Origin of the sequence: Frankia casuarinae, from assembly GCF_000013345.1 — a bacterium.
In the GTDB taxonomy this organism is placed as follows: Bacteria; Actinomycetota; Actinomycetes; order Frankiales; family Frankiaceae; genus Frankia; species Frankia casuarinae.
This window is the reverse complement of sequence record NC_007777.1, coordinates 3798966-3820013: the sequence shown is the minus strand read 5'-3', so window position 1 is coordinate 3820013 and position 21048 is coordinate 3798966. Positions and strand designations below refer to the sequence as shown.

Annotated in this window: 18 protein-coding genes, 1 tRNA gene and 1 pseudogene; 16 read left to right on the top strand and 4 right to left on the bottom strand. The window is 71.3% G+C overall.

Annotation, left to right across the window (positions count from 1 at the left end):
- Positions 1–39 precede the first annotated feature (39 nt).
- Both FRANCCI3_RS16235 and FRANCCI3_RS16230 read left to right on the top strand, forming a co-directional pair.
- Positions 40–1371: a hypothetical protein gene (locus FRANCCI3_RS16235; protein WP_011437611.1), complete on the top strand. Its 1332-nt coding sequence runs from the start codon at positions 40–42 to the stop codon at positions 1369–1371.
- Positions 1368–2066, top strand: coding sequence for a 2'-5' RNA ligase family protein (locus FRANCCI3_RS16230; protein ID WP_011437610.1), 699 nt, complete (start codon positions 1368–1370; stop codon positions 2064–2066). Before FRANCCI3_RS16235 ends, FRANCCI3_RS16230 begins: the two co-directional genes overlap by 4 nt.
- Positions 2067–2189: 123 nt before the next feature.
- Here FRANCCI3_RS16230 and FRANCCI3_RS16225 read toward each other — a convergent pair.
- Together FRANCCI3_RS16225 and FRANCCI3_RS16215 are read right to left on the bottom strand one after the other, a co-directional pair.
- Positions 2190–3465: pseudogene (locus FRANCCI3_RS16225) on the bottom strand (IS110 family transposase).
- A 183-nt stretch (positions 3466–3648) separates the two neighbouring features.
- Positions 3649–3721: transfer RNA gene (locus FRANCCI3_RS16215), tRNA-Asn, on the bottom strand.
- A 141-nt stretch (positions 3722–3862) separates the two neighbouring features.
- Here FRANCCI3_RS16215 and FRANCCI3_RS16210 point away from each other — a divergent pair.
- Together FRANCCI3_RS16210 and FRANCCI3_RS28775 are read left to right on the top strand one after the other, a co-directional pair.
- Entirely contained in the window at positions 3863–4204 is a 342-nt protein-coding gene (locus FRANCCI3_RS16210; protein ID WP_011437606.1) for a hypothetical protein, read from the top strand.
- Positions 4194–4688 carry a winged helix-turn-helix transcriptional regulator gene (locus FRANCCI3_RS28775; protein WP_011437605.1) on the top strand — a complete coding sequence of 165 codons (495 nt, stop codon included), beginning with the start codon at positions 4194–4196 and terminating at the stop codon, positions 4686–4688. Before FRANCCI3_RS16210 ends, FRANCCI3_RS28775 begins: the two co-directional genes overlap by 11 nt.
- 319 nt (positions 4689–5007) lie before the next feature.
- Here FRANCCI3_RS28775 and gltX read toward each other — a convergent pair whose 3' ends face one another.
- Positions 5008–6420 carry a glutamate--tRNA ligase gene (gene gltX / locus FRANCCI3_RS16200; protein WP_011437604.1) on the bottom strand — a complete coding sequence of 471 codons (1413 nt, stop codon included), beginning with the start codon at positions 6418–6420 and terminating at the stop codon, positions 5008–5010.
- Between the two features lie 99 nt (positions 6421–6519).
- Complete coding sequence (locus tag FRANCCI3_RS16195; RefSeq protein WP_011437603.1) at positions 6520–7542, bottom strand: FadR/GntR family transcriptional regulator; 1023 nt, start codon at positions 7540–7542, stop codon at positions 6520–6522.
- Between the two features lie 750 nt (positions 7543–8292).
- Between FRANCCI3_RS16195 and FRANCCI3_RS16190 the strand changes: the two genes are divergently transcribed.
- The 12 genes from FRANCCI3_RS16190 to efp all read left to right on the top strand — a co-directional run bounded on the left by FRANCCI3_RS16190 (position 8293) and on the right by efp (position 21033).
- A complete protein-coding gene (locus FRANCCI3_RS16190) occupies positions 8293–9714 on the top strand; it encodes a replication-associated recombination protein A (protein ID WP_049761107.1) in 1422 nt (473 codons plus the stop codon).
- A 144-nt stretch (positions 9715–9858) separates the two neighbouring features.
- Positions 9859–10389: a DUF948 domain-containing protein gene (locus FRANCCI3_RS16185; protein ID WP_011437601.1), complete on the top strand. Its 531-nt coding sequence runs from the start codon at positions 9859–9861 to the stop codon at positions 10387–10389.
- Positions 10390–10746 (top strand): hypothetical protein, encoded by a 357-nt coding sequence (locus tag FRANCCI3_RS16180; protein ID WP_011437600.1) that lies wholly within the window; start codon positions 10390–10392, stop codon positions 10744–10746.
- A gap of 123 nt (positions 10747–10869) precedes the next feature.
- Positions 10870–13515: an alanine--tRNA ligase gene (gene alaS / locus FRANCCI3_RS16175; RefSeq protein ID WP_011437599.1), complete on the top strand. Its 2646-nt coding sequence runs from the start codon at positions 10870–10872 to the stop codon at positions 13513–13515.
- A complete protein-coding gene (gene ruvX, locus FRANCCI3_RS16170; protein ID WP_011437598.1) occupies positions 13512–14120 on the top strand; it encodes a Holliday junction resolvase RuvX in 609 nt (202 codons plus the stop codon). The genes alaS and ruvX overlap by 4 nt, the downstream gene beginning before the upstream one ends.
- Positions 14121–14140: 20 nt before the next feature.
- Positions 14141–15382, top strand: a complete 1242-nt coding sequence (mltG, locus tag FRANCCI3_RS16165) for an endolytic transglycosylase MltG (RefSeq protein WP_011437597.1) — start codon at positions 14141–14143, stop codon at positions 15380–15382.
- Positions 15383–15502: 120 nt separating this feature from the next.
- Positions 15503–16474 (top strand): shikimate dehydrogenase, encoded by a 972-nt coding sequence (locus FRANCCI3_RS16160; protein ID WP_108913579.1) that lies wholly within the window; start codon positions 15503–15505, stop codon positions 16472–16474.
- 2 nt (positions 16475–16476) lie between these two features.
- Positions 16477–17142 (top strand): prepilin peptidase, encoded by a 666-nt coding sequence (locus FRANCCI3_RS16155; protein ID WP_023841493.1) that lies wholly within the window; start codon positions 16477–16479, stop codon positions 17140–17142.
- A 99-nt stretch (positions 17143–17241) separates the two neighbouring features.
- On the top strand, positions 17242–18426 hold the full coding sequence (gene aroC / locus FRANCCI3_RS16150) for a chorismate synthase (protein ID WP_011437594.1): 1185 nt from the start codon (positions 17242–17244) through the stop codon (positions 18424–18426).
- 42 nt (positions 18427–18468) lie between these two features.
- A complete protein-coding gene (locus tag FRANCCI3_RS16145) occupies positions 18469–19146 on the top strand; it encodes a shikimate kinase (RefSeq protein ID WP_011437593.1) in 678 nt (225 codons plus the stop codon).
- Between the two features lie 2 nt (positions 19147–19148).
- The gene (gene aroB, locus FRANCCI3_RS16140) at positions 19149–20237 is read left to right on the top strand and encodes a 3-dehydroquinate synthase (protein WP_011437592.1); all 1089 of its coding nucleotides are present in this window, start codon (positions 19149–19151) and stop codon (positions 20235–20237) included.
- Positions 20238–20469: 232 nt separating this feature from the next.
- Positions 20470–21033: an elongation factor P gene (gene efp / locus FRANCCI3_RS16135; RefSeq protein ID WP_011437591.1), complete on the top strand. Its 564-nt coding sequence runs from the start codon at positions 20470–20472 to the stop codon at positions 21031–21033.
- Positions 21034–21048 lie beyond the last annotated feature (15 nt).

The following is a 21048-nucleotide window of genomic DNA, read 5'->3' as shown; positions in this document are numbered from 1 at the left end:
ATCAGCTACAGATGGCGGCAGATGGCGGGGTGAGTCGACGTGCGTCATGATCCGTCCGCGTTCGTCATACCGGCGGAATTCTGGGATCGGACCCAGGTCGCCGAGAGCCTGCAGATGAGGGACATCGGTTCCCTCTTCCGGCTGGTACAGCGGTACGCCGGGGCGAGTCAGCCAGGGATCGGGATGCGCGTCGGCCTGGCCCAGTCAGATATCAGCAAGTACATCAACGGCAAGCGAATCGCCGCCGAGTTCGAGTTGTTCGAGCGCGTCGCCGATGGGCTCGACCTGCCCGACCGTGCCCGCATGTTGATGGGGCTGGCACCGCGCGGCGCCGTCCAGTCTCCGGAGGCCTCACGGACGAACATCGTGGAACAGACCGCCCTTCCCGAGGAATCGGATTCCGTCGAGGAGATCGGGCAGCGGATCGAGACGCTCGGTGCATCCAACGTCAGCACGGCCGTTCTCGCCCACTTCGACGTTCTGCTCCTGACCATGGCGGACGAGTACGAGTGGGCCGGCCCGGAAAAACTCGCACCACGGGTACTCAGGCAACGCCGCCGGGTTCAGAACCTCCTGGAAGGACGACAGCCGCCCCGGCAGCGTGAACGGCTCTACGAAATCGCCGGTCGCCTCTCCGGAATACTCGGCTACATGGCGGTGAACACCGGCCGGTTCGGACTCGCGCGCGCCTACTGTCTGGAGGCTCTCCACACCGCTGAGCTGGTCGGTCACCACGACCTCACGGCATGGATAGGCGGCACGCAGAGCCTGTGTGAGTACTACGCCGGGGACTACAGAGCTGCCCTGGAGTTCGCCCGGGAGGGTCGCCGTGTCGGTGGCCGGTCGGCCCAGGTGATCCGCCTCGCTGTGAACGGGGAGGCACGCGCCCTCGGTCGGCTCGGTGACCGCGCCGGGGTGGGCCGATCCGTGGGCGAGGCGTTCGACCTCGCCGAACAGCATCCGGTGCCCGACGGGATGTCGCCCTGCATCTCCTTCGCGCCGTACAGCATCGCCCGTATCGCCGCGAACGCCGCGACCGCCTATGTCTCACTGGGCGAGCCCGGTCAGGCGCGGGAGTATGCGGACATGGCCGCTCAGGTCGCAGACCGATCCCCGTCGATGTGGAGCCGTTGCCTCGTCCGCCTCGACCTCGCGACCGCGCTGCTGCTGTCCCACTCCCCCGATCCGGAGCAGGCTGCCGTCCTGGGCATCGAGGCTCTGACCGCCACGGCCGGCAACCCGATCGAGTCCGTCCGACGTCGTAGCCATGAGCTGGTCACCCGCGCCAAGCCGTGGCAGCAGATCGGCCCGGTCACCGAACTCGCGGAGGCTTCCCGCGCGCTCGCCCTCCCCACCGGCGCACACCGGTGACCACGGCACGCACCGCGGACCCGGTCGCGGACGACTGGCACCGCTTCGCCGGTCTCGACCGGCTCGAAAACCACTGGGACCGGCCGGGCTGGACACCCGGCCGCCGCTCCTACCACTGGATGCTGACCTTCGAGGATGCAACCGAGCTGCACGTCCTTGCCGACCGGTGCCAGCGGCGGCTACGCCTGCCCGCCCTCGACCCGGTGCCGCCTGACGGGCTGCATCTGACGCTCCAACGTCTTGCGTTCACCGATCAGATCGGCCGGGCTGACGTCGACAGAGCCGTGGAGCAGACGTGTGTACGGCTGACCGAGGTCGAGCCGTTCTCCTTGGCTGTGGGGCCGCTGGCTGGGTCCTCCGGAGCCGTCCGCTTCAGCGTCCTGCCCTGGGCACCGGTGGTCACCATCCAGGGCAAGATCGTCGAAGCGACCACGGCCGTACTCGGGCCCGCCGCGGTCGTGACCAAGCCGCACGGGTTCCGACCCCACATCGGAATCGCCTACTGCAACAGCCCGACCGACGCCCATTCGATCATCGCGGCCGTCAGAGACCTCCGGGAGCTTCCATCCGTCCGGGTCGCGGTCAGAACCGTGGCACTGGTCGAACTGCGCCGTGAGGAACGCGCCTACCGGTGGGACACCGTGGCCCGCGTGCACCTGCCAGCGGCTACTGGGTCTAGCACCCCTGCCCGCTAGTTCTAGCAGGGCCTCTAAAGGGAAAACAGGGTGACCGTTGATCGGGACGTACCCACATGGGGCGTGCCGCCTCAGCGCCGTGGCGGGGCTGGGTCGGGTGGTGTGGTGGTCCGCTGCCTCGGGTCACGCGGCCTTGGTGTCGGTGGGCTGGTCGGTTCGTCTGGTGATGACCGCGTCGTAGCCGAGGGCGTCGAGCTGGCTGATCAGGCGTTGGGCGTGGCGGTTGGGGTCGCGGCGTCGGGTGAAGTAGTCGGCGCCGAGGTCGTGGTAGGGCTCGTCTCGGTCGAGCATGTGGAAGGCGGCGACGAGGATCGAGTGCTCGACGGCGACCCTGGCTTTGGCGGGGCCGCGGCGGGCTTTGATCCGGTGATATTGGGCGTTGAGGTAGCTGTTCTTGGTGCGGCTGGCGGCGCGGGCGGCCTCGTGCAGGTTGAGGCGTAGCTACTTCGAGCCCTTGCGGGTCTTGCCGCCCTTGGACCTGCCGGCGGACTCGTGCTGGCCGGGGCAGCGCCCGGCCCAGGAAGCCAGGTGGCCGGCGGTCGGGAAGACCGACATGTCCGGGCCGATCTCGGCGAGCAGGCATTCGGCCATGCGGCGGTCAACCCCGGGGATCGTGTCCAGCAGGTCGACCTTCGCCTCGAAAGGGGCGATCACCCGGTCGATCTCGGTCGAGAGCCGGTCGATCGCCTCATCGAGATAGTCCAGCTTCGCGAGGATCTCCCCGATGATCAGACCGTGGTGGCCGGTGAAGAACCCGTTCAGCGCCTCCCGCAACGCCGGGATCTTGGCGCGCAGCCGGCCGCGGGCGAGCTCGGAGAGTACCTCCGGGTTGGTGGTACCGGCGATCATCGCCTCGAGGATCGCCCGGCCGGACACCGTCAGGATCGACGAGGACACCGACGACAGCTTGATCCCCGCGTCCTGCAGAACCTTGTCCAGGCGCTGGACCTCGCGGGTCCGCTCCTCGATCTGCGCCTTGCGGTAGCGGGTCAGATCCCGCAGCTGGCGGATCGGTTGCGGCGGCACGAACGACGGGCGGACCAGCCCGTACTCGACGAGTTCGGCGATCCACGCGGCGTCGGCCGCGTCCGTCTTGCGGCCGGGGACGTTGTGCATGTGCCGGGCGTTGAGCAGCCAGCACTCACCGATCGCGTCCTCGAGAATGTGGAAGACCGGTCGCCAGTACACGCCAGTAATCAGGCGTCGACTCCATCCCGACCCGGGTCACCCCCAGACCGGTCAGCCAGTCCCGCAGCGCCAGCAACTCCACGGTCGTCGCCCCGAAGGTGTGCAGCTGCACCTGGACCGGCCCACCCGGCGCCTCGGCCATCCGCACGCAGGCGACGATCTCGTCCTTGTGCACATCCAGGCCCGCGCACCGCGCGACCTGCGCTTCCATACGACCCCTCCAGGCCATCCCGACAGGAACAGGTGGCCACCCGGAGGGGGTCTGGTGATCAAACGGATGACGTCATACAGACAGACCCAGACAGGAAAAGAATCATGGGGGTAAAGTTGGGGTGATCTTTATTTCAAGATCTTTAAGATCTTGCTAAGATAGGCCCTGACCTGGGCAAACATGCTCCCGCGATAGGACTCGAACCTATAACCTGCCGGTTAACAGCCGGCTGCTCTGCCAATTGAGCTACGCGGGATCGGGTGCCGTGCATCTGACGTCGTCAGCCTACCTGAGGTTCGGGCGGTCTTGGACGTGGGGTAGGAATCAACCCGACGGCACAACGTCAAGCGGCCGGCGGCCATCCGCCTGCACGTCCCTCGGTCTCCTGGGAGGCAACATGCGTATCAGGCCCAGCGTCATCCTGGCCCTCGGTCTCGGATACGTCCTCGGCGCCCGGGCCGGCCGGGAGCACTACGACGCCATCATGCGGCAGGTCCGTGACCTCCAGGAGCGCCCGGAGGTCCAGAGCGTGGCGGGACTCGTCTCCGCGCAGGCGGCCACCGTCTACCAGAAGGCCCGGGACCTGCTTGGTGCCCATGCCGGGCAGTCCGCGACCAGGCTGTTCGCTCCCCTCGGCTCGCACAGCTCCAACGGTGTCGGATCCAACGGTGTCGGATCCAACGGTGTCGGATCCAACGGTGTCGGATCCAACGGCGTCGGTTCGGTCGGTGCCCGCTGATCGAGGCACCCTCGCGCCGGAGACCCCGGAGACCCCGGAGACCCCGGAGACCACCGATGAGCGGTCCCGGCGGGACATGCCGATGAGGCAGGCGAGGCCGAACGGGCCGGGACGACCGCACGCCTCCGGTCATCCCGAGACTTCGGACGGCGCACCGTCCGCCCTCGCCGGTCTTGTGGACCTGTTGGGTCGGCGTTTCGCCCTCGCCGTCTACTGGAACCTGCGCGGGACGGCCCTGCCGTTCCGCGCGCTCGTGGCGCGGCTCGACGCGCCGCAGGCCCAGGTGACCCAACGCCTGCGGGAGCTGCGCGAGGCCGGCCTCGTCGAGGTGGACGAGGTCGGCGAGTACCGGCTGACCGCGCACGGCCGTCGCCTGCAGGGAGTGCTGGAACCGCTGGCGGCCTGGGCGGACGACTGGTCCGGGCTGAGCCCGCGCCAGCGCACGCCCCGAGGATCAGCCACCCAGGGTCACGGTGAGCCCTAAGTTCGGTGGACTCCCGCTTGGCGGCAATATCCCGACATCGCGGAATGATCACTATCGAGAGGCATCTCGTGACGGCAAGATCACAGCTTGTCTTGAGCTCGTTTTAAGGATCTCTTAGGCCCAGCGGGGTGTGCTGGTCCTTGTCGCCCGGCTGGCGAACTGAAGCAGCCTCATCCACCAGAGGTAACCCCGGCTTCTGGTGGGTCTCCCCAGCCCGGGTCGCGGCCCGTCCCAGCCGCGACCCGGGCTCAGCCCTGCCCGCCGCGCGAAGCCGTTGTGGACCGGCGTGCGCGCGAGGCTGTCGTGGACCGGCGTGAGGTCAGCCGCCGGTGAGCCGTTCCCGCGCTTCGGCAAGCCGCCGCAGGGTGGTCTCCCGGCCGAGCGCCTCCAGCGACTCGAACAGGGGCAGTCCCACGCTCCGCCCGGTCACGGCGACCCGCACCGGTGCCTGCGCCTTGCCGAGCTTGAGACCGTGCCGCTCGCCCACCTCGGTGAGTCCGGCCTTCAACGTCTCGGCTTCCCACTCGATCTTGTCGTAGAGGTCGTGGACGTCGGCGAGCAGTTCCGCCGCCGGCCCCTTCATCGCCTTGGCCCAGGCCGCGTCGTCGATCGGTGCCTCCGGCAGGAAGAGGAAGTCGACCATCGGCACGATCTCCGACAGCACGGAGACCCGGCTCTGCGCCAAGGGGGCGAGGGCTGCGAACGCGTCCGCGTCGAACGCGGCCGGCTCCCACGGCGCGGCCGGCGCCGAGAGCCAGGGCCGGACCGCCTCGATGAACTCCGCGACGCTCAGCCGCCGGATGTACTCACCGTTGAACGCCTTGAGCTTCTTCTCGTCGAAGAACGCCGGCGATGGCTTCACGTCGGCAAGGTCGAAGGTGGACTCGATCGTTTCCCAGGGCACGATCTCGTCCTCGCCGGGCGGGGCCCAACCGAGCAGCATCAGGTAGTTCTTCATGGCGGCGGGCAGGTATCCCTCGTCCCGGTAGGACTCGAGCGCCACCTTGTCGCGCCGCTTCGACAGCTTCTGGCGCTTCTCGTTGACGATCACCGGGACGTGCGCCCACACCGGCGGCGCGTCCGCGCCGAGCGCTGCCCAGAGCAGCTGCTGCTTAGGGGTGTTCGACAGGTGTTCCTCACCCCGGATGACGTGGGTGATCCCCATCTCCAGGTCGTCAACGACGTTGGCGAGCAGGAACACCGCCGACCCGTCGGCCCGCGCGACCACGAAGTCCTCGATGGTCTCGTTCGGGAACTCCGGCGTGCCGCGGATGAGGTCCTCGACGATCGTCACGCCGTCGTCCGGCGTGCGAAAGCGCAGCGCCCGGCCGGGACCCGGGGCGAGCCCGCGGTCCCGGCAGAATCCGTCGTAGCCGCGCTGCGCGTTGCCGGTGCGTTCCGCCAGGGCCTCGCGGGTGCAGTCGCAGTAGTAGGCGAGACCCTCGGCGTGCAGCCGTTCGGCCGCGGCCCGGTGCCGGTCGGCGCGCGACGACTGCAGCACCGGACCCTCGTACCCGCCGGGGCTGATGCCGAGCCAGTCCAGCGCGCTGATGATGCCGTCGGTCCACTCCGGCCGGTTGCGGGACGCGTCGGTGTCCTCGACGCGCAGCACGAAGTCGCCGCCGGCGCGCCGCGCGACCAGCCAGTTGAACAGCGCCGACCGCGCCCCACCCACATGGAAGATGCCGGTGGGAGATGGCGCGAATCGAACCCGTACCCGCCCAGATCCCATGCCGCGCAGCGTACAGCGGATCTCGACGGGCGAACCGGGCGTGGGCCGATGGTGACCGGCCGCGGAATCGGTCTCCCGGGCGGCCGGCTACGCCCCTGCTCAGCCGAGGAGGTCGAGGGGGGTGGTGGGTTGGTGGGGGGTGTGGGGGGTGGTGGTGAGGTGGTGGCGCCAGAGGGTTTCGGCGGCGTCGGGGTCGTGCTGGGTGAGGTGGGTGAGGAGCTGGTGGTGGGTGGTGTGCTGGTGGCGCAGGGTTGGCAGGTCGGGGATGGGGGTGGGGGTGTCGGGGGTGGTGGCGTCGAGGATGTGCCGGAGCATGCTGGTGATCATGGTGAGGGTGTGGTTGGTGGTGGTGTCGAGCAGCAGGGTGTGGAAGCGCAGGTGGCGGGTGTGGATGTCGGTGGGGTCGGGGGTGGGGGTGGTCAGGGCGTGGTCGGTGGCGGTGAGGTGGGCGGTGAGGGTGGTCAGGGTGTGGTCGGTGGCGGTGGTGGCGAGGAGGCGGATGGCGGTGGGTTCGAGGTGGGTGTGGGCGGTGTGGATGTCGGCGAGGGTGGTGTGGCGGTGTTCGAGGACGAGGGCGGTGTAGCGGGCGGCGACGTCGCCGTTGGGGGTGTGGACGCGGGCGCCGCCGTGGGCGCCGCGGCGGACGGAGATGAGGGCTTCGGATTCGAGGACGCGGAAGGCTTCGCGCAGGGTGGGGCGGGAGACGCCGAACTGTTCCATGAGGACGGCTTCGGGGGGTAGGGCGTCGCCTTCTTGGAGTTCGCCGCGGACGATCTGGCGGCGTAGGTGGGCGGCGACGAGTTCGGCGGTCTTGGGGACGCGGACGTGTTGGCCGACGCGGTTGGTGGCTAGCAGGGGGGTGGGCAGGGGGTGGCCGGGGCCGGTGGCGGTGATGCCGCCGATGCCGGGGGTGCCGGTTCGGGTGATTGTCGTGGTGGTGTCCCGGGCGGGGCGCGACTCGCGGTCGTCCGTCTCCCCCGGGCGGGCCAGCCGAACCGGATGCCCGGTCGGCTCGGCTGATGCGATCGGAGCTTCGGGTATCGCGCTGTTCTTGTCGAAGCGGTGCCCGCGTGATGCGGCGGCACGGTTTCCGAGGGCGCGGGGCGGCTGTAGCACGGTCATCGGATGACACCTCTCCGGGGCAGGGTTTCGGTCTCCGGGTGAGCTGGTCGGTTCTGACGGTGTGGTGTGGCTGTGCCGTGGCGAGGGTGGGTTCTGCGGGCACCCGCCCCGGGTGAGGGGCGGTAGCCCGTCGTTGCGATCTGGGCTGGTCAGGGCGATTTCGTAATCCGGCCCGGTTCCCGGCCTGGTTTCGGGCGCGGTTCCGTCCGGAACACCGTGCATTACCACGAAGGCGGCACATGTGCTCAGTCGAGCAGCTGAACGGACTAGCTGAATGATAATACGCGCGCCATTGAGGTCCGGTGTCCGACGTGAACGAAGCGTGGTCTCTCGGGGGATTGTTCCGGATGGCGCGCGGTGCACTACCCGTTCGCCGCGCGTTCCGGCGCATTGGCCGCGTTCCGGTGCATCGGCAATGAAGCTCTGGTGGTCCGAGTGTGGTCGGGGGAATGGGCGTAGGCTTAAGGGCCAATTTAAGACACTTATACCGTTGTATGTAATATGCCTGCTTCGGTGAGCCGCCGTCGGAGGCCGCCGTCGGAGGCCGCCGTCTGCCGTGCTCCGGGCTGATCGTGCCTCCCAGCGGTCGTACGACGGTCGTACGGTGAACGGGTGAGCCTGTTCGACGCCGATCTCTCCGATGGTGCCGGGGCTGGTGCCGGGGCGTCCGACGCGTCGGAGGCCGGGACGGCGTCCCGCTCCGCCTCGGGGTTCGCCGCTCTCCGGGATCGGCGTGGCGGCGGTCCGGGGGTGGACCGCGCGGCTCCGCTCGCCGCCCGGCTGCGGCCACGGACCCTGGACGAGGTCGTGGGCCAGCGGCATCTACTCGGGCCGGGAAGCCCGCTGCGCCGGCTGGTCGAGGGGGGCGCAACCACCTCGGTCGTGCTGTGGGGACCGCCCGGCACCGGCAAGACCACGCTGGCGCACATCGTGTCGAGGGCGACCGGGCGACGCTTTCGGGAGTTGTCCGCGGTCACCGCCGGCGTGAAGGATGTCCGCGCCGTCATCGACGAGGCTCGCGAGACGCTGTCAACGTCCGGTGCGCGCACGGTGCTGTTCATCGACGAGGTGCACCGGTTCACCCGGACGCAGCAGGACGCGCTGCTGCCCTCGGTCGAGCGCGGCTGGGTCACTCTGGTCGCCGCCACCACCGAGAACCCCTTCTTCTCCGTGGTCAGCCCCCTGCTGTCCCGGTCGTTGCTGCTGACGCTGGAGCCGCTGACCGACGACGACATCCGCGGGGTGCTGACCCGGGCGCTGCGCGACCCGCGTGGGTACGACGGGCGGCTGTCGGTGTCCGACGAGGCCCGCGAGCACGTGGTCCGCCTTGCCGGAGGTGACGCCCGCCGGGCCCTCACCACCCTGGAGGCCGGGGCCGAGGCGCTGCTCGAAGCCCATGAGTGCGAGTCCGGACCGGGTGGGAAGGCCGGAGCGGGTGCCGATGCCGGGGCAGACGCCGAGGCGTTCGTCAACCCGCGGCCACGGCTCGATCTCGACCTGCTGGAGCGGGCCGTCAACCGAGCCGCAGTGCGCTACGACCGGTCCGGGGACCAGCACTACGACGTGATCAGTGCCTTCATCAAGTCGATGCGGGGCGGCGACGTCGACGCGGCCCTCCACTACCTCGCGCGGATGCTGGAGGCCGGCGAGGATCCCCGGTTCGTCGCCCGGAGGATGATCATCCTTGCCAGTGAGGATATTGGCATGGCCGATCCGGGCGCGCTCGGTGTCGCGGTCGCGGCCAGTCAGGCGCTGGAGTTCGTTGGCCTGCCCGAGGCCCGCCTGGCGCTCGCGCAGGCGGTCATCCACCTGGCGCTGGCGCCCAAGTCGAACGCGGTGATCCGGGCGATCGACGCCGCCACCTCGGATGTTCGTGCCGGGCGGGCCGGACCGGTGCCCGCGCATCTGCGCGACGCCCACTACCGCGGCGCGCGGCGGGTCGGCCACGGCGCGGGCTACCGGTACCCGCACGAGGCCCCCGGCAACGTCGTGCGTCAGCAGTACCCGCCGGACGGGCTGACCTCGACCGACTACTACCAGCCGAGCGGTAACGGCTTCGAGCGCCGCGCGGCCGATCGGGTCCATGAGCTGCGTGGCGTCGTGCGCGGTGACCCACCGCCGTCCCCGGGCTCGTCCCCACCGCCCTCCCCACCGCCCTCCTCGCCGTCCTGACTCCTCTCGTGGGGGCTACCCGTGGCCCCGGTAGCCGTCTCGGTAAGGTCACTCCAGGAGCGTCGGCTGGGTGGCGCCCGCGGCACGGCGGATCGAATCGGGTGGGGTGGGACCGGCCCAACGACGATGGAGGCAGGAGCACATATGTCCGGTGGTGCGGTCGCGGGCCTGATCGCGTCGGGCGCGTTCGCGGTGCTCGTCCTCTTCGGCTGTTACGTCCTGCTCAAGCTCGGTAAGATCTTCGATGAGGCCGCGGCCCGGGTACGTCAGACCGGTCTCGCCCTCGACGAGGGAACCGCCCGGGTCAGGCAGGCCGGCGCGACGGTCGACGAGGTCAATCTGGCGCTCTCGCATGTCAACAAGGAACTCGACCGGGTCGACGCGATCACGGCGAACGTGCAGTCGATCACGACCAACGTCTCCTCGCTGACGTCGTTGTTCGCGGCGACGCTCGGCGGCCCGATGGTGCGCGTCGCGGCGTTCAGCTACGGCGTGCGCAAGGCGGCGGCCAAGCGGACCCGCTCGGAGGTCGAGTCCCGGGTGACGGCCCAGATGAAGGCCGAGAAGGCGGCGCGGCGGCCGGCCGGGCGCGGCGGCCCGCAGCCCGCGGGCGAGAAGACCCCGTCGGTGTCCACGGCCGCCGGCGCGGCGGGCGGGCGTCGGGGAGGCCGGTAGATGTCGAGGATCTTCTATCTCGCTTTCGGGGCGGCGGCCGGCGTCGTGGTGGTGCGCCAGGTGGCTAAGGCCGCAGCCTCCCTGACACCGACGAGTCTGGCCGGCTCTCTCGTACAGTCGGTACAGGAGTTCCTCGCGGACGTGCGCGAGGCCGCGGCCGAGCGGGAGGAGGAGATCCGTGTCGCGCTCGGCCTCGACGGTGATCCGGACGAAGCGGATCGAGGCGACGCGGTCGGGGCTGCCCCGCCCCGGGACACCGCGGCGCGGGTCGCCGGCTCCGGCGCGCCGCGTTACCCCGCTGACCTCGACGACGCCGAACGCACGATGCGGCTCGTCCCCGGCGCCCGGCGGCCCTGAGGACTCCCTTGCCCGCGGGCCGGGGGCACCCGCCCTCACCGCAGCCCGGAAGGCGCGCCCGACCACAGCACGCCACCCCGGGATGTCGAACCTCTTCCCACGAGTCTGGACGACGTGAACCCGATGGACACGGCCGAGATCCGTAGCCGCTTTCTCAACCACTTCGCCCGGCGCGGGCACACCGTCGTCCCGAGCGCCTCACTGGTGGCCCAGGATCCGACGTTGCTGCTGGTCAACGCCGGCATGGTGCCTTTCAAGCCCTATTTTCTCGGGGATCTCCCGGCGCCGTGGCCGCGGGCGGCCAGCGTGCAGAAATGTGTCCGGACGGTCGACATCGAGAATGTCGGGCACACCGCGCGGCACGCCTCCTTCTTCCAGATGTGCGGCAACTTCTCGTTCGGCGACTATTTCAAGGCCGAGGCGATCCCGTTCGCCTTCGAGCTGCTCACCGAAGGGTTCGGCTTCAAGGCCGACGACCTGTGGGCGACGGTCTACCTCGACGACGACGAGGCCGAGGGGATCTGGCGCAAGCTGCTGCCCGCCGAGCGCATCCAGCGCCGCGGCAAGGAGGACAACTTCTGGTCGATGGGCGTGCCCGGGCCGTGCGGGCCGTGCAGCGAGATCTACTTCGACCGCGGCTGCGCCTATGGCCGTGAGGGCGGTCCGATCGCGGACGAGGAGCGCTACCTCGAGGTCTGGAACCTCGTCTTCATGCAGTACGAGCGGGGCGAGGGCGCCGGGTACGACTATCCGATCGAGCGTGAGTTGCCGGCCCGCAACATCGACACCGGGATGGGCCTGGAGCGGATGGCGACCATCCTCCAGGGTGTCGACAACCTCTACGAGATCGACATCTCCCGGCCGGTGCTCGACGCCGCCGGCCGGCTGACCGGGCGGCGCTACGGCGCGGACCCCGCCGATGACGTGCGGTTGCGAGTGATCGCCGACCACACCCGCACCGCCGCGATGCTGATCTCCGACGGCGTCGTCCCCTCCAACGAGGGGCGCGGCTACGTGCTGCGCCGCATGCTGCGCCGGGCGATCCGTAACGCCCGGTTGCTCGGTGCCCACGAGCCGGTGATGAGCGAGCTGTTCGCGGTCGTCGGGTCGGCGATGGGGACGATCTACCCCGAACTGCTCGACAATGCCGAGACGATCACCGGGGTCGCCGTCGCGGAGGAGCAGGCGTTCGCCGAGACGCTGCGCACCGGTACCACGATCTTCGACACCGCGGCGCGCCAGGCCCGATCCCTGGGCTCGACCACGCTGGGCGGCGAGGCGGCCTTCAAGCTGCACGACACCTACGGCTTCCCGATCGACCTGACACTGGAGATGGCCGCTGAGGCGGGCCTTTCCGTTGACGAGGCGGGTTTCCGCCGGCTGATGGACCGCCAGCGGCAGGCCGCGAAGGCGGACCGGGCCGCGCGGCGGATCGGCAACGTCGACCTGTCCGCGTTCCGGCCGATCCTGGCCCGTTCCGGCCCGACGACCTTCACCGGGTACGAGGAGCTCAGCCGGACCTCCGGCGTGGTGGGCCTCGTCGGCATCGCCGACGGCGCGGGGCTGGCGGCGGCGGGGGAGGACACCGAGGTCGGGGTCGTGCTCGACGCGACCCCCTTCTACGCCGAGAGCGGCGGCCAGGAGCCCGACCTCGGTCGGCTGCGTTTCGACGGCGGCGAGGTCGAGGTGCTCGACGTCCAGCGGCCCGTGCCCGACCTGGTCCTGCACCGGGTGCGGGTGCTCGGCGGCGAGCTGCGGCTCGGCGTGGAGGTGTTCGCGGAGGTGGATGCCGATCGTCGCCGCGCGGTGTCCCGGTCGCACACCGCCACCCATCTCGTGCACACCGCGTTCCGTCGCGCGCTGGGCGAGGGCGCGACCCAGGCCGGTTCGCTGAACTCCCCGGGCCGGCTGCGGTTCGACTTCCACGCCCTCGGCGCGGTGCCGCCGTCGGTGCTCGCCGACGTCGAGGACGAGATCAACGAGGTTGCCCTGCGTGACCTGCCGGTGCGGGCTTTCGTAACCACGCAGGAGGAGGCCCGCCGGCTCGGCGCGATGGCGCTGTTCGGCGAGAAGTACGGCGACGCCGTGCGGGTCGTCGACGTGGGCGACTACGCCCGCGAGCTGTGCGGTGGCACGCACGTCGCGAGCTCCGCGCAGCTCGGCGCGGTGAAGCTGCTGTCGGAGGCGTCGATCTCCGCGGGCACCCGCCGAGTCGAGGGGCTGGTCGGCCTCGACGCCTTCCGCTACCTGGCGCGCGAGCATCTCCTGGTGTCGCAGCTGTCCACCGCGCTGAAGGCCCGTCCGGATGAGCTGGTGGACCGGGTCACCGACATCGTCGGCCGGCTGCGCGACGCCGAGCGGGAGCTGGAACGACTGCGGGCCGCCGCGGTACTCGCCGGGGCCGGGGCGCTGGCCGAGGGTGCCGAGGAGGTGGCTGGCGTCGCCGTGGTCACCGCCGAGGTGCCCGCCGGCACCGCCCCCGACGACGTGCGGCTGCTGGCGCTGGACGTGCGTGGGCGGCTGGCGGGGCGGCCCGCCGTCGTCGCCGTGGCCAAGGCCGACGGGTCGTCGATCGTCGTGGTGACCGACGACGCCGCGCGCGGCCGGGGGCTGCGCGCCGGTGACCTGGTGCGGCAGTCCTGGGCGAGCCTGGGTGGCAAGGGTGGCGGCAAGCCGGACGTGGCCCAGGGCGGCGGGGGGAACCCACAGCTGGTGCCGGCGGTGTTCGCCAGGCTGCGGGGGCTGGTGGCCGAGCACGCCTCGCGGTGAGCGGCTCGGGCTCCCGGCCCGGGGATTCTCGGCCCGGGGATTCTCGGCCCGGGGATTCTCGGCCCGGGGTGCGGATCGGGGTCGATGTCGGCTCGGTGCGGGTCGGGGTCGCCGCGAGCGACCCGGGCGGCGTGCTCGCGGTTCCGGTGACTACCCTGGCCAGGGACAGACGGGGTAATGCGGACATAGATCAGCTCGTCCTCATCGTCCGGGAGCGGCAGGCTGTAGAGGTCGTGGTCGGCCTGCCCAGACAGATGTCCGGGCAGGAAGGCCGGGCGGTCCGGCTGGTGCGGCAGTACGCCGAGGTACTCGCCGAGCGGATCGCACCCGTCCCCGTGCGTTTTGTGGACGAGCGGCTCACCACGGTTGCGGCTCATCGCAGGATGGCCGAGCGTGGCGTTCGTTCGCGTGCCCGCCGGAGTCTCGTGGATCAGGAGGCAGCCGTGCAGATCCTGCAGCACGACCTGGACAGCCGCCGGGGGAGCGCCGCGCCCGGCGTGATCGGGTGTGCCGCCCCGGCCGCGGGTCCGGACGGCGTGGTCCGGGCTCCGAGAGACGGCCCCCGGGCTCCGGACGGTGTTGTCCCGCCGTCGGACGAGAGGTGACCGGCGGCGACCTCGACGAGATGCTCGACGAGGACCCCTACTCGCGTCGCCGTCGGGCCCGCCAGCGCGGTGATCGTTACTCGGATGAACACTACGCCGATGATCAGTACCCGGACGACCGTGCCGGGGTCGACTGGGACCACCGCGCCTGGGACGACGGCGGCGGCTGGGACGAGCCCGGTCCCGACGGCGGCCGGCGCGGTCGCGCGCTGCCGAAGCTCATCGCGGTGCTTGTCGTGGTCGCCGCCCTGCTGGGACTGGGGATCTACGGGGTGGGGAAGGTCGTCGGGCACATCTCGGCTGGCGAGCCCGCCGACTACTCCGGCTCCGGCGAGGGCATCGCGATGGTCCAGATCCCGGCCGGGGCGAGTACCCGGGAGATCGCCGGGGAGCTGCACGACGCGAACGTGACCGCGAGTGTCGCCGCGTTCGTCAAGGCCGCCACCGCGAATCCGAAGTCGCTGGGCATCCAGCCGGGCACCTACCGTCTGCACACCAGGATGAGCGCCGCCGCGGCGCTCGAGGCCCTGCTCGACCCTGCCTCGTCCGCGCCGTTCAAGTTCGTCATCAAAGAGGGCATGACCGTCCGTGAGGTCCTCACAGCACTGCATGAACGCCTCCCGGGCACGTCGATGGCGGACCTGGAGGCGATCGCGAAGAACCCCGCCCAGCTGGGCCTGCCGTCCTACGCGCCGCCGAACCTGCTGGAAGGCTATCTCTTCCCGTCTACCTACGACCTCGTGCCCGGGGCCACGCCCGAGCAGTTGCTGCGTTCCTTCGTCGACCGCTTCAAGCGGGAGACCGCGGCGATCGATCTGGAGGGCAGGGCCGCCGCGCTCGGGGTCCCGCCGAAGGACATCGTCACCATCGCCTCGATCATCGAGAAGGAGGTGGCCAACCGCGACGAGGGTCCGAAGGTGGCCCGGGTGATCTACAATCGGCTCAGGGACACATCGGGAAGATTTGGCCGGCTCGACATGGACTCGACCACCCGCTACGCCACGGACGGGTACGAGGGGCCGTTGACCAAGGAACAACTCGCCCAGAACAACCCGTACAACACGCGGGCCGTGAAAGGGTTGCCGCCGGGCGCAATCTCCAACCCCGGCGTCTGGGCGCTGCGGTCGGCACTGGAACCGGCCGACGGATCGTGGTTCTATTTCGTCTCCATGCCGCAGAGCAAGGTGACGGTCTTCGCCACCACGGAGCGGGAGTGGGAGCAGGCAGAGGCCCAGTACCGGCGTGAAGGAGGTCGTGAGTAGTGCGAGGGAAGCCGCGAGCATGAGGCCCGCAAGCATGAGGAGGGCCCGGTAGTGCCGGAGATCGTTCCCGCCGGCACTACCCCGGCCCGCCGTCGGCCCCCTGAGTGCCGTCGTCGGCCCATGGAACCGCCGGCGACCGTCGCGGCCACCGCGCCGCCGTCGGGCCCCACCCGCGCCGCCGTGCTCGGGGCACCGGTGGACCATTCGCTCTCCCCGCTGCTGCATGCCGCCGCCTACGCCAAGCTCGGTCTCGCGGTGACGTACACCGCCGTGCACTGCGACGAGACCGGGCTCGCCGCGATGCTCACCCGGGTCCGCACGGATCCGGGCTGGGTCGGGCTGTCCCTGACCATGCCGCTCAAGACCGTCGCGCTCGACCTGCTCGACGAGGTGGACGCGACGGCGGCGGTCATCGGCGCCGTCAACACGGTCGTCGTCGGGCCCGCCGGCCGGTTGCGTGGCTACAACACCGACGTGGACGGCATCGGCATGGCGCTGCGCCGGGTGATGCGCGGCGCGGTCCCAGGCCAGCCGCTCGTACTCGGTGCCGGTGGCACGGCCCGCGCCGCGGTCGCGGCGGTCGCCGCGGCGGGCTGCACCCGCCTCGGCGTCGTCGCCCGCCGGCCCGCCGCCGTGGCGGAGGTGGCGGAGATCGGGTCGCGGCTGGGCGTCGAGGTCACCGCGCTGCCCTGGGAGCTGCTGGCCGCGGGCCTGCCTGCCGGTCCGGATCTGGTCATCTCCACCACGCCCGCCGGCGCGACCGACGGGCTCGCCACCGGACCGTGGCCGCCAGCCTGCCAGCTCGTAGAACTGCTCTATCATCCCTGGCCCACGGCGCTGGCCGCCGCGGCCTACCGGGCCGGTGCCCGGGTCGCAGGTGGCCTGGAGATCCTCGCCGCCCAGGCCGTGGGGCAGGTCGAGCACTTCACCGGGCAGGTGGTTCCCACCAGCGTTCTGCTGGCCGCGGGTCAGGCCGCGCTGGACGAGCGGACGCGGGGGAACAGGCCCCCGGCGGTGGAGGTCGGCGTGCCGGGCGGCCACGGTCTCGCGGGGAGCGGTCCCCGCGGCCGCGGTGGACCTGCCGGCGGATAGCGGTGCCGGGAGTGGTGCCGGGCGGCGCGCTCAGCACGTTGATCGCCCTTCCTGCGCTCGCCGCCCTGCCGTTCGGTCGCCGGATCGTGGCCGGCGTGCCGGCGCTGCCCGGGCAGGCCCCGCACCGGGAGGCGCCCGGGGCGGCGGCGCTCGGTGCCGTGACGGTGCTGGTCGCCGCGGCCGTGACCGTCGCCCTGCACGATCATCCGAGCTGGTTGCCGGCCTATGTGTATCTGGCGGTCGTCGGGGTCTGGCTGGCCGTGATCGATCTTCGGGTGCACCGCCTGCCCGACCATCTGGTACTGCCGTCCTATCCGGTGCTCGCCGGGCTGTTCGGCCTCGCCGCGCTGCTCACCGGCGAGCCCGGCCGTCTGCTGCGCGCCGGGATGGCCGCGGCTGCCGTCTGGGTGATCTTCCTGGGGGTGCATTGCCTGCCGAGGGCGGGGCTCGGGCGCGGGGACGTCAAGGTGTCCGGCCTGCTGGGCGGTGCGCTGGGCTGGCTCGGCTGGCCGAGTGTGGTGTTCGGGCTGTTCGCCGGCATCGTCCTCGGGGGGCTCTGGGCGAGCGCGCTGCTCGTGGCGGGCCGGGTCGGCCGGCATGACCGCATCGCCTACGGTCCCTTTCTGCTCGCCGGGACGCTGCTCGCCGTCCTCGGTCGCGCCGGCTGATCTCGTTTGTCCTACTTGATACTGATAGTTCCGTTTGATTCCGGTTGTCCTGCCTGAGCGCGGTCGTGACAGGGGCGGTGAGCGTGAAAGACTGGGGTCATGGTGCGTTGGCTGACGGCGGGGGAGTCCCATGGTCCCGCCCTGGTGGCGACGGTCGAGGGGCTGCCCGCCGGGATCCGGATGACCAGTTCCGACATCTCCGCCGAGCTGGCCCGCCGCCGGCTCGGGCACGGTCGCGGCGCGCGGATGAGCTTCGAGCGTGACGAGGTCGAGCTGCTCGGTGGAGTCCGCCACGGCGTCACCCTCGGCGGCCCGGTCAGCGTGGTCGTCCGCAACACCGAGTGGCCCAAGTGGGAGCGGGTCATGTCGCCCGACCCGGTCGATCCGGCGGCGCTGGCGGGCCTGGGCCGCGCAGCCCCGCTGACCCGGCCCCGGCCCGGCCACGCCGATCTCGCCGGCATGCAGAAGTACGGGTTCGACGACGCCCGGCCCGTGCTGGAGCGCGCCAGCGCCCGGGAGACCGCCGCGCGGGTCGCGCTCGGCACCGCGGCCAAGGCACTGCTGCGGCAGGCCTACGGCATCGAGGTGATCTCGCATGTCGTCGCGATCGGCGCGGTCGAGGTGCCCCCGGGGGTGCCCGCCCCGACGTCGCTGGCGGCGGTGGACGCGGACCCGGTCCGCTGTGCCGACCAGGCGACCAGCGTGCGGATGGTCGCCGAGATCGACGTGGCCCACGCCGACGCGGACACCCTCGGCGGCATCGTCGAGGTGCTGGCGTACGGCTGCCCGCCCGGGCTCGGCAGCTACGTGCACGGCGACCGGCGCATCGACGCCCGGATCGCGGGCGAGCTGATGGGCATTCAGGCGATCAAGGGCGTCGAGTTCGGGGACGGTTTCACCACCGCGCGGCGGCGGGGTTCCGGGGCGCACGACGAGATCGAGCCGGCCGGTGCCGGCAGCCGGCGGGTGCGGCGGGCGACTGACCGGGCCGGCGGGGTCGAGGGCGGCATGACCACGGGCGAGCCGTTGCGCGTGCGGGTGGCGATGAAGCCGATCTCCTCGCTGACCAGGCCGTTGTCCACGGTGGACGTGTCCACCGGCGAGGCGGCGGTCGCGATCAACCAGCGGTCCGACGTGTGCGCGGTGCCCGCGGCCGGGGTGGTGACGGAGGCGATGGTCGCCCTCGTGCTCGCCGACGCGGCGCTGGAGAAGTTCGGGGGGGACTCGGTGGAGGAGACCCGGCGTAATTACGAGGGGTACCTGAAGTCCCTGGTCATCCGCTGATCGGCGGCGGGAATCGGCAGGCGGCGAAGACAGAGGATCATCGTGGGGGAGCCGGCGACGGACGCGTGGACGGGGCCGATGGCCTGGACGGGGCCGATGGTGGTGCTGGTCGGAGCGCCCGGAGCGGGGAAGACGACGGTGGGCACCCAGCTGGCGCGGCGGTGGGGGGTGGGTTTCCGCGACACCGACGCCGACATCGAGGCGGCGCTCGGCACCACCGTCGCGGACATCTTTCTCGATCATGGTGAGGAGTACTTCCGGCTGGCCGAGCGCCGGGCGGTGGCGGCCGCGCTCGCGGATCACCGGGGGGTCCTGGCCCTTGGCGGGGGAGCGGTGCTCGACGCCGAGAACCGGACCCTGCTGGCCGGGCACCGGGTCGTCTATCTTGAGGTGGGAGTTTCCGACGCGGTGCGGCGGGTGGGCCTCGCCCGGGACCGTCCACTGCTGGTCGAGGGGCCCCGCACGCGGCTCGCCGCCCTGCTCAGGGCGCGCCGGCCGCTCTACGCCGAGGTGGCGACGGTGGTCATCGACACCGCGGGGCACGAGCCGGACGAGGTGACCGACCTGCTGGCGGCGGCCCTGGGCCCGCTGCTCGCGGGGGGCAGCGAACCGGACGAGGCGGCGGACGCCGCGGGGGGCAGCGAACCGGACGAGGCGGCGGACGCCGCGGGGGGCAGCGAACCGGACGAGGCGGCGGACGCCGCGGGGGGCAAACGGTGAGTATGCAGGTGAAGGCCTCCGACATCGTGCGGATCCCGGTACGGCCGGGCGGCGGGCGTCCCTACGACGTCGTGCTCGGGGTGGGCCTGCTCGGCGAGCTCGCCGAGACCGTCGTCGGGCGGACCCGCGCCGCGGTGATCCATCCCGGGGCGTTGCGGGCCACCGCGGACGCCGTCGTCGCCGACCTGCGGGAGAACGCGGGCGTGGAGGCGCACGCCATCGAGGTGCCCGACGGCGAGGAGGCCAAGCAGCTGCGGATCGCCGGCTTCTGCTGGGACGTGCTCGGCCGGATCGGCTTCACCCGGGACGACATGGTGATCGGCCTCGGCGGCGGCACCGTGACAGACCTGGCCGGGTTCGTCGCCGCGAGCTGGCTGCGCGGGGTGGACGTCGTCCAGGTGCCGACCACCGTGCTCGGCATGGTCGACGCGGCGGTCGGCGGGAAGACCGGCATCGACATCGACGCGGGCAAGAACCTGGTCGGGGCCTTCCACCAGCCGCTCGGCGTGCTGTGCGATCTGGCGGCGCTGGAGTCTCTGCCGGCCGTCGAGGTACGCGCCGGGCTCGCCGAGGTCGTCAAGACCGGTTTCATCGCCGACGCGGCGATCCTCGATCTGCTCGACGCCGATCCGACCGGCGCCGCGCATCTGCCCGAGCTGATCGAGCGGTCCATCCGGGTCAAGGCCGAGGTGGTCTCCGGCGATCCGCGGGAGGACGGCCGGCGGGAGATCCTCAACTATGGTCACACCCTCGGTCATGCCATCGAGAAGGTCGAGCACTTCAGCTGGCGGCACGGCGCGGCGATCTCGGTGGGCATGGTGTTCGCGGCGGAGCTGTCCCGGCTCGTCGTCGGCCTCGACGACGCCACCGCCGACCGGCACCGTGAGCTGCTGACCCGCATCGGCCTGCCGGTGACCTACCGGGACGACCGGTGGGCGGCGCTGCTCGACGCGATGCGGGTCGACAAGAAGGCGCGGGGACGGCGGATGCGTTTCGTCGGCCTCGAGGCGCAGGGCCGCACCGTCATCCTGGACAATCCGGACGCTGGCCTGCTGATCGCGGCGTTCACCACTGTCGCCGAGGGTCGGTAGACTCGTCGCGGCGGTTTGTAGGATCGCCGCCACGTCCGCGCCCGGTGTCCGCGCCCGGTGCGTTCGCCCGGTGGCGGGGTCCGGAAGCGGCCTGAGGATGGAAGCGGCCTGGGGATGGCCTGGGGAGCCTGGGGATGGCCTGGGGAGAGAGCACCGCGGTCCTCGCACGAGGGTCCGGGGAACGACCACACCCGCCGTCGGCGTACGGCGATGGAAACGGAGAACGCGCGCAGTGGCGACCACCAACGACCTGAAGAACGGCATGACGCTCGACATCGACGGGGTGTTGTGGAACGTCGTCGGCTTCCAGCACGTCAAGCCGGGTAAGGGTGGGGCGTTCGTCCGCACGACCCTGAAGAACGTGCTCACCGGGAAGGTCGTCGACCGCACCTTCAACGCCGGGGTCAAGGTTGACGTCGCGACCGTCGACCGCCGCGAGATGACCTACCTCTACCGGGACGGTGCCGATTTCGTCTTCATGGACAGCGAGTCCTACGATCAGATCCCGATCCCGCCGGATGTCGTCGGTGGGACGGCCGACTACATGCTGGAAAACACCGTGGCCACCGTCGCGCTACATGACGGCGCCCCGCTCTATGTCGAACTGCCGGCCAGCGTCGAGCTGACCATTTCGCAGACCGACCCGGGGGTGCAGGGCGATCGCTCGACCGGCGGGACGAAGCCGGCCACCCTGGAGACGGGCGCCACCATCAACGTGCCGCTGTTCATCACCAGTGGGGAAAAGGTCAAGGTCGACACGCGTGACGGCCGGTACCTGGGCCGGGTGACGAGCTGAGCGCCAGGTCCAAAG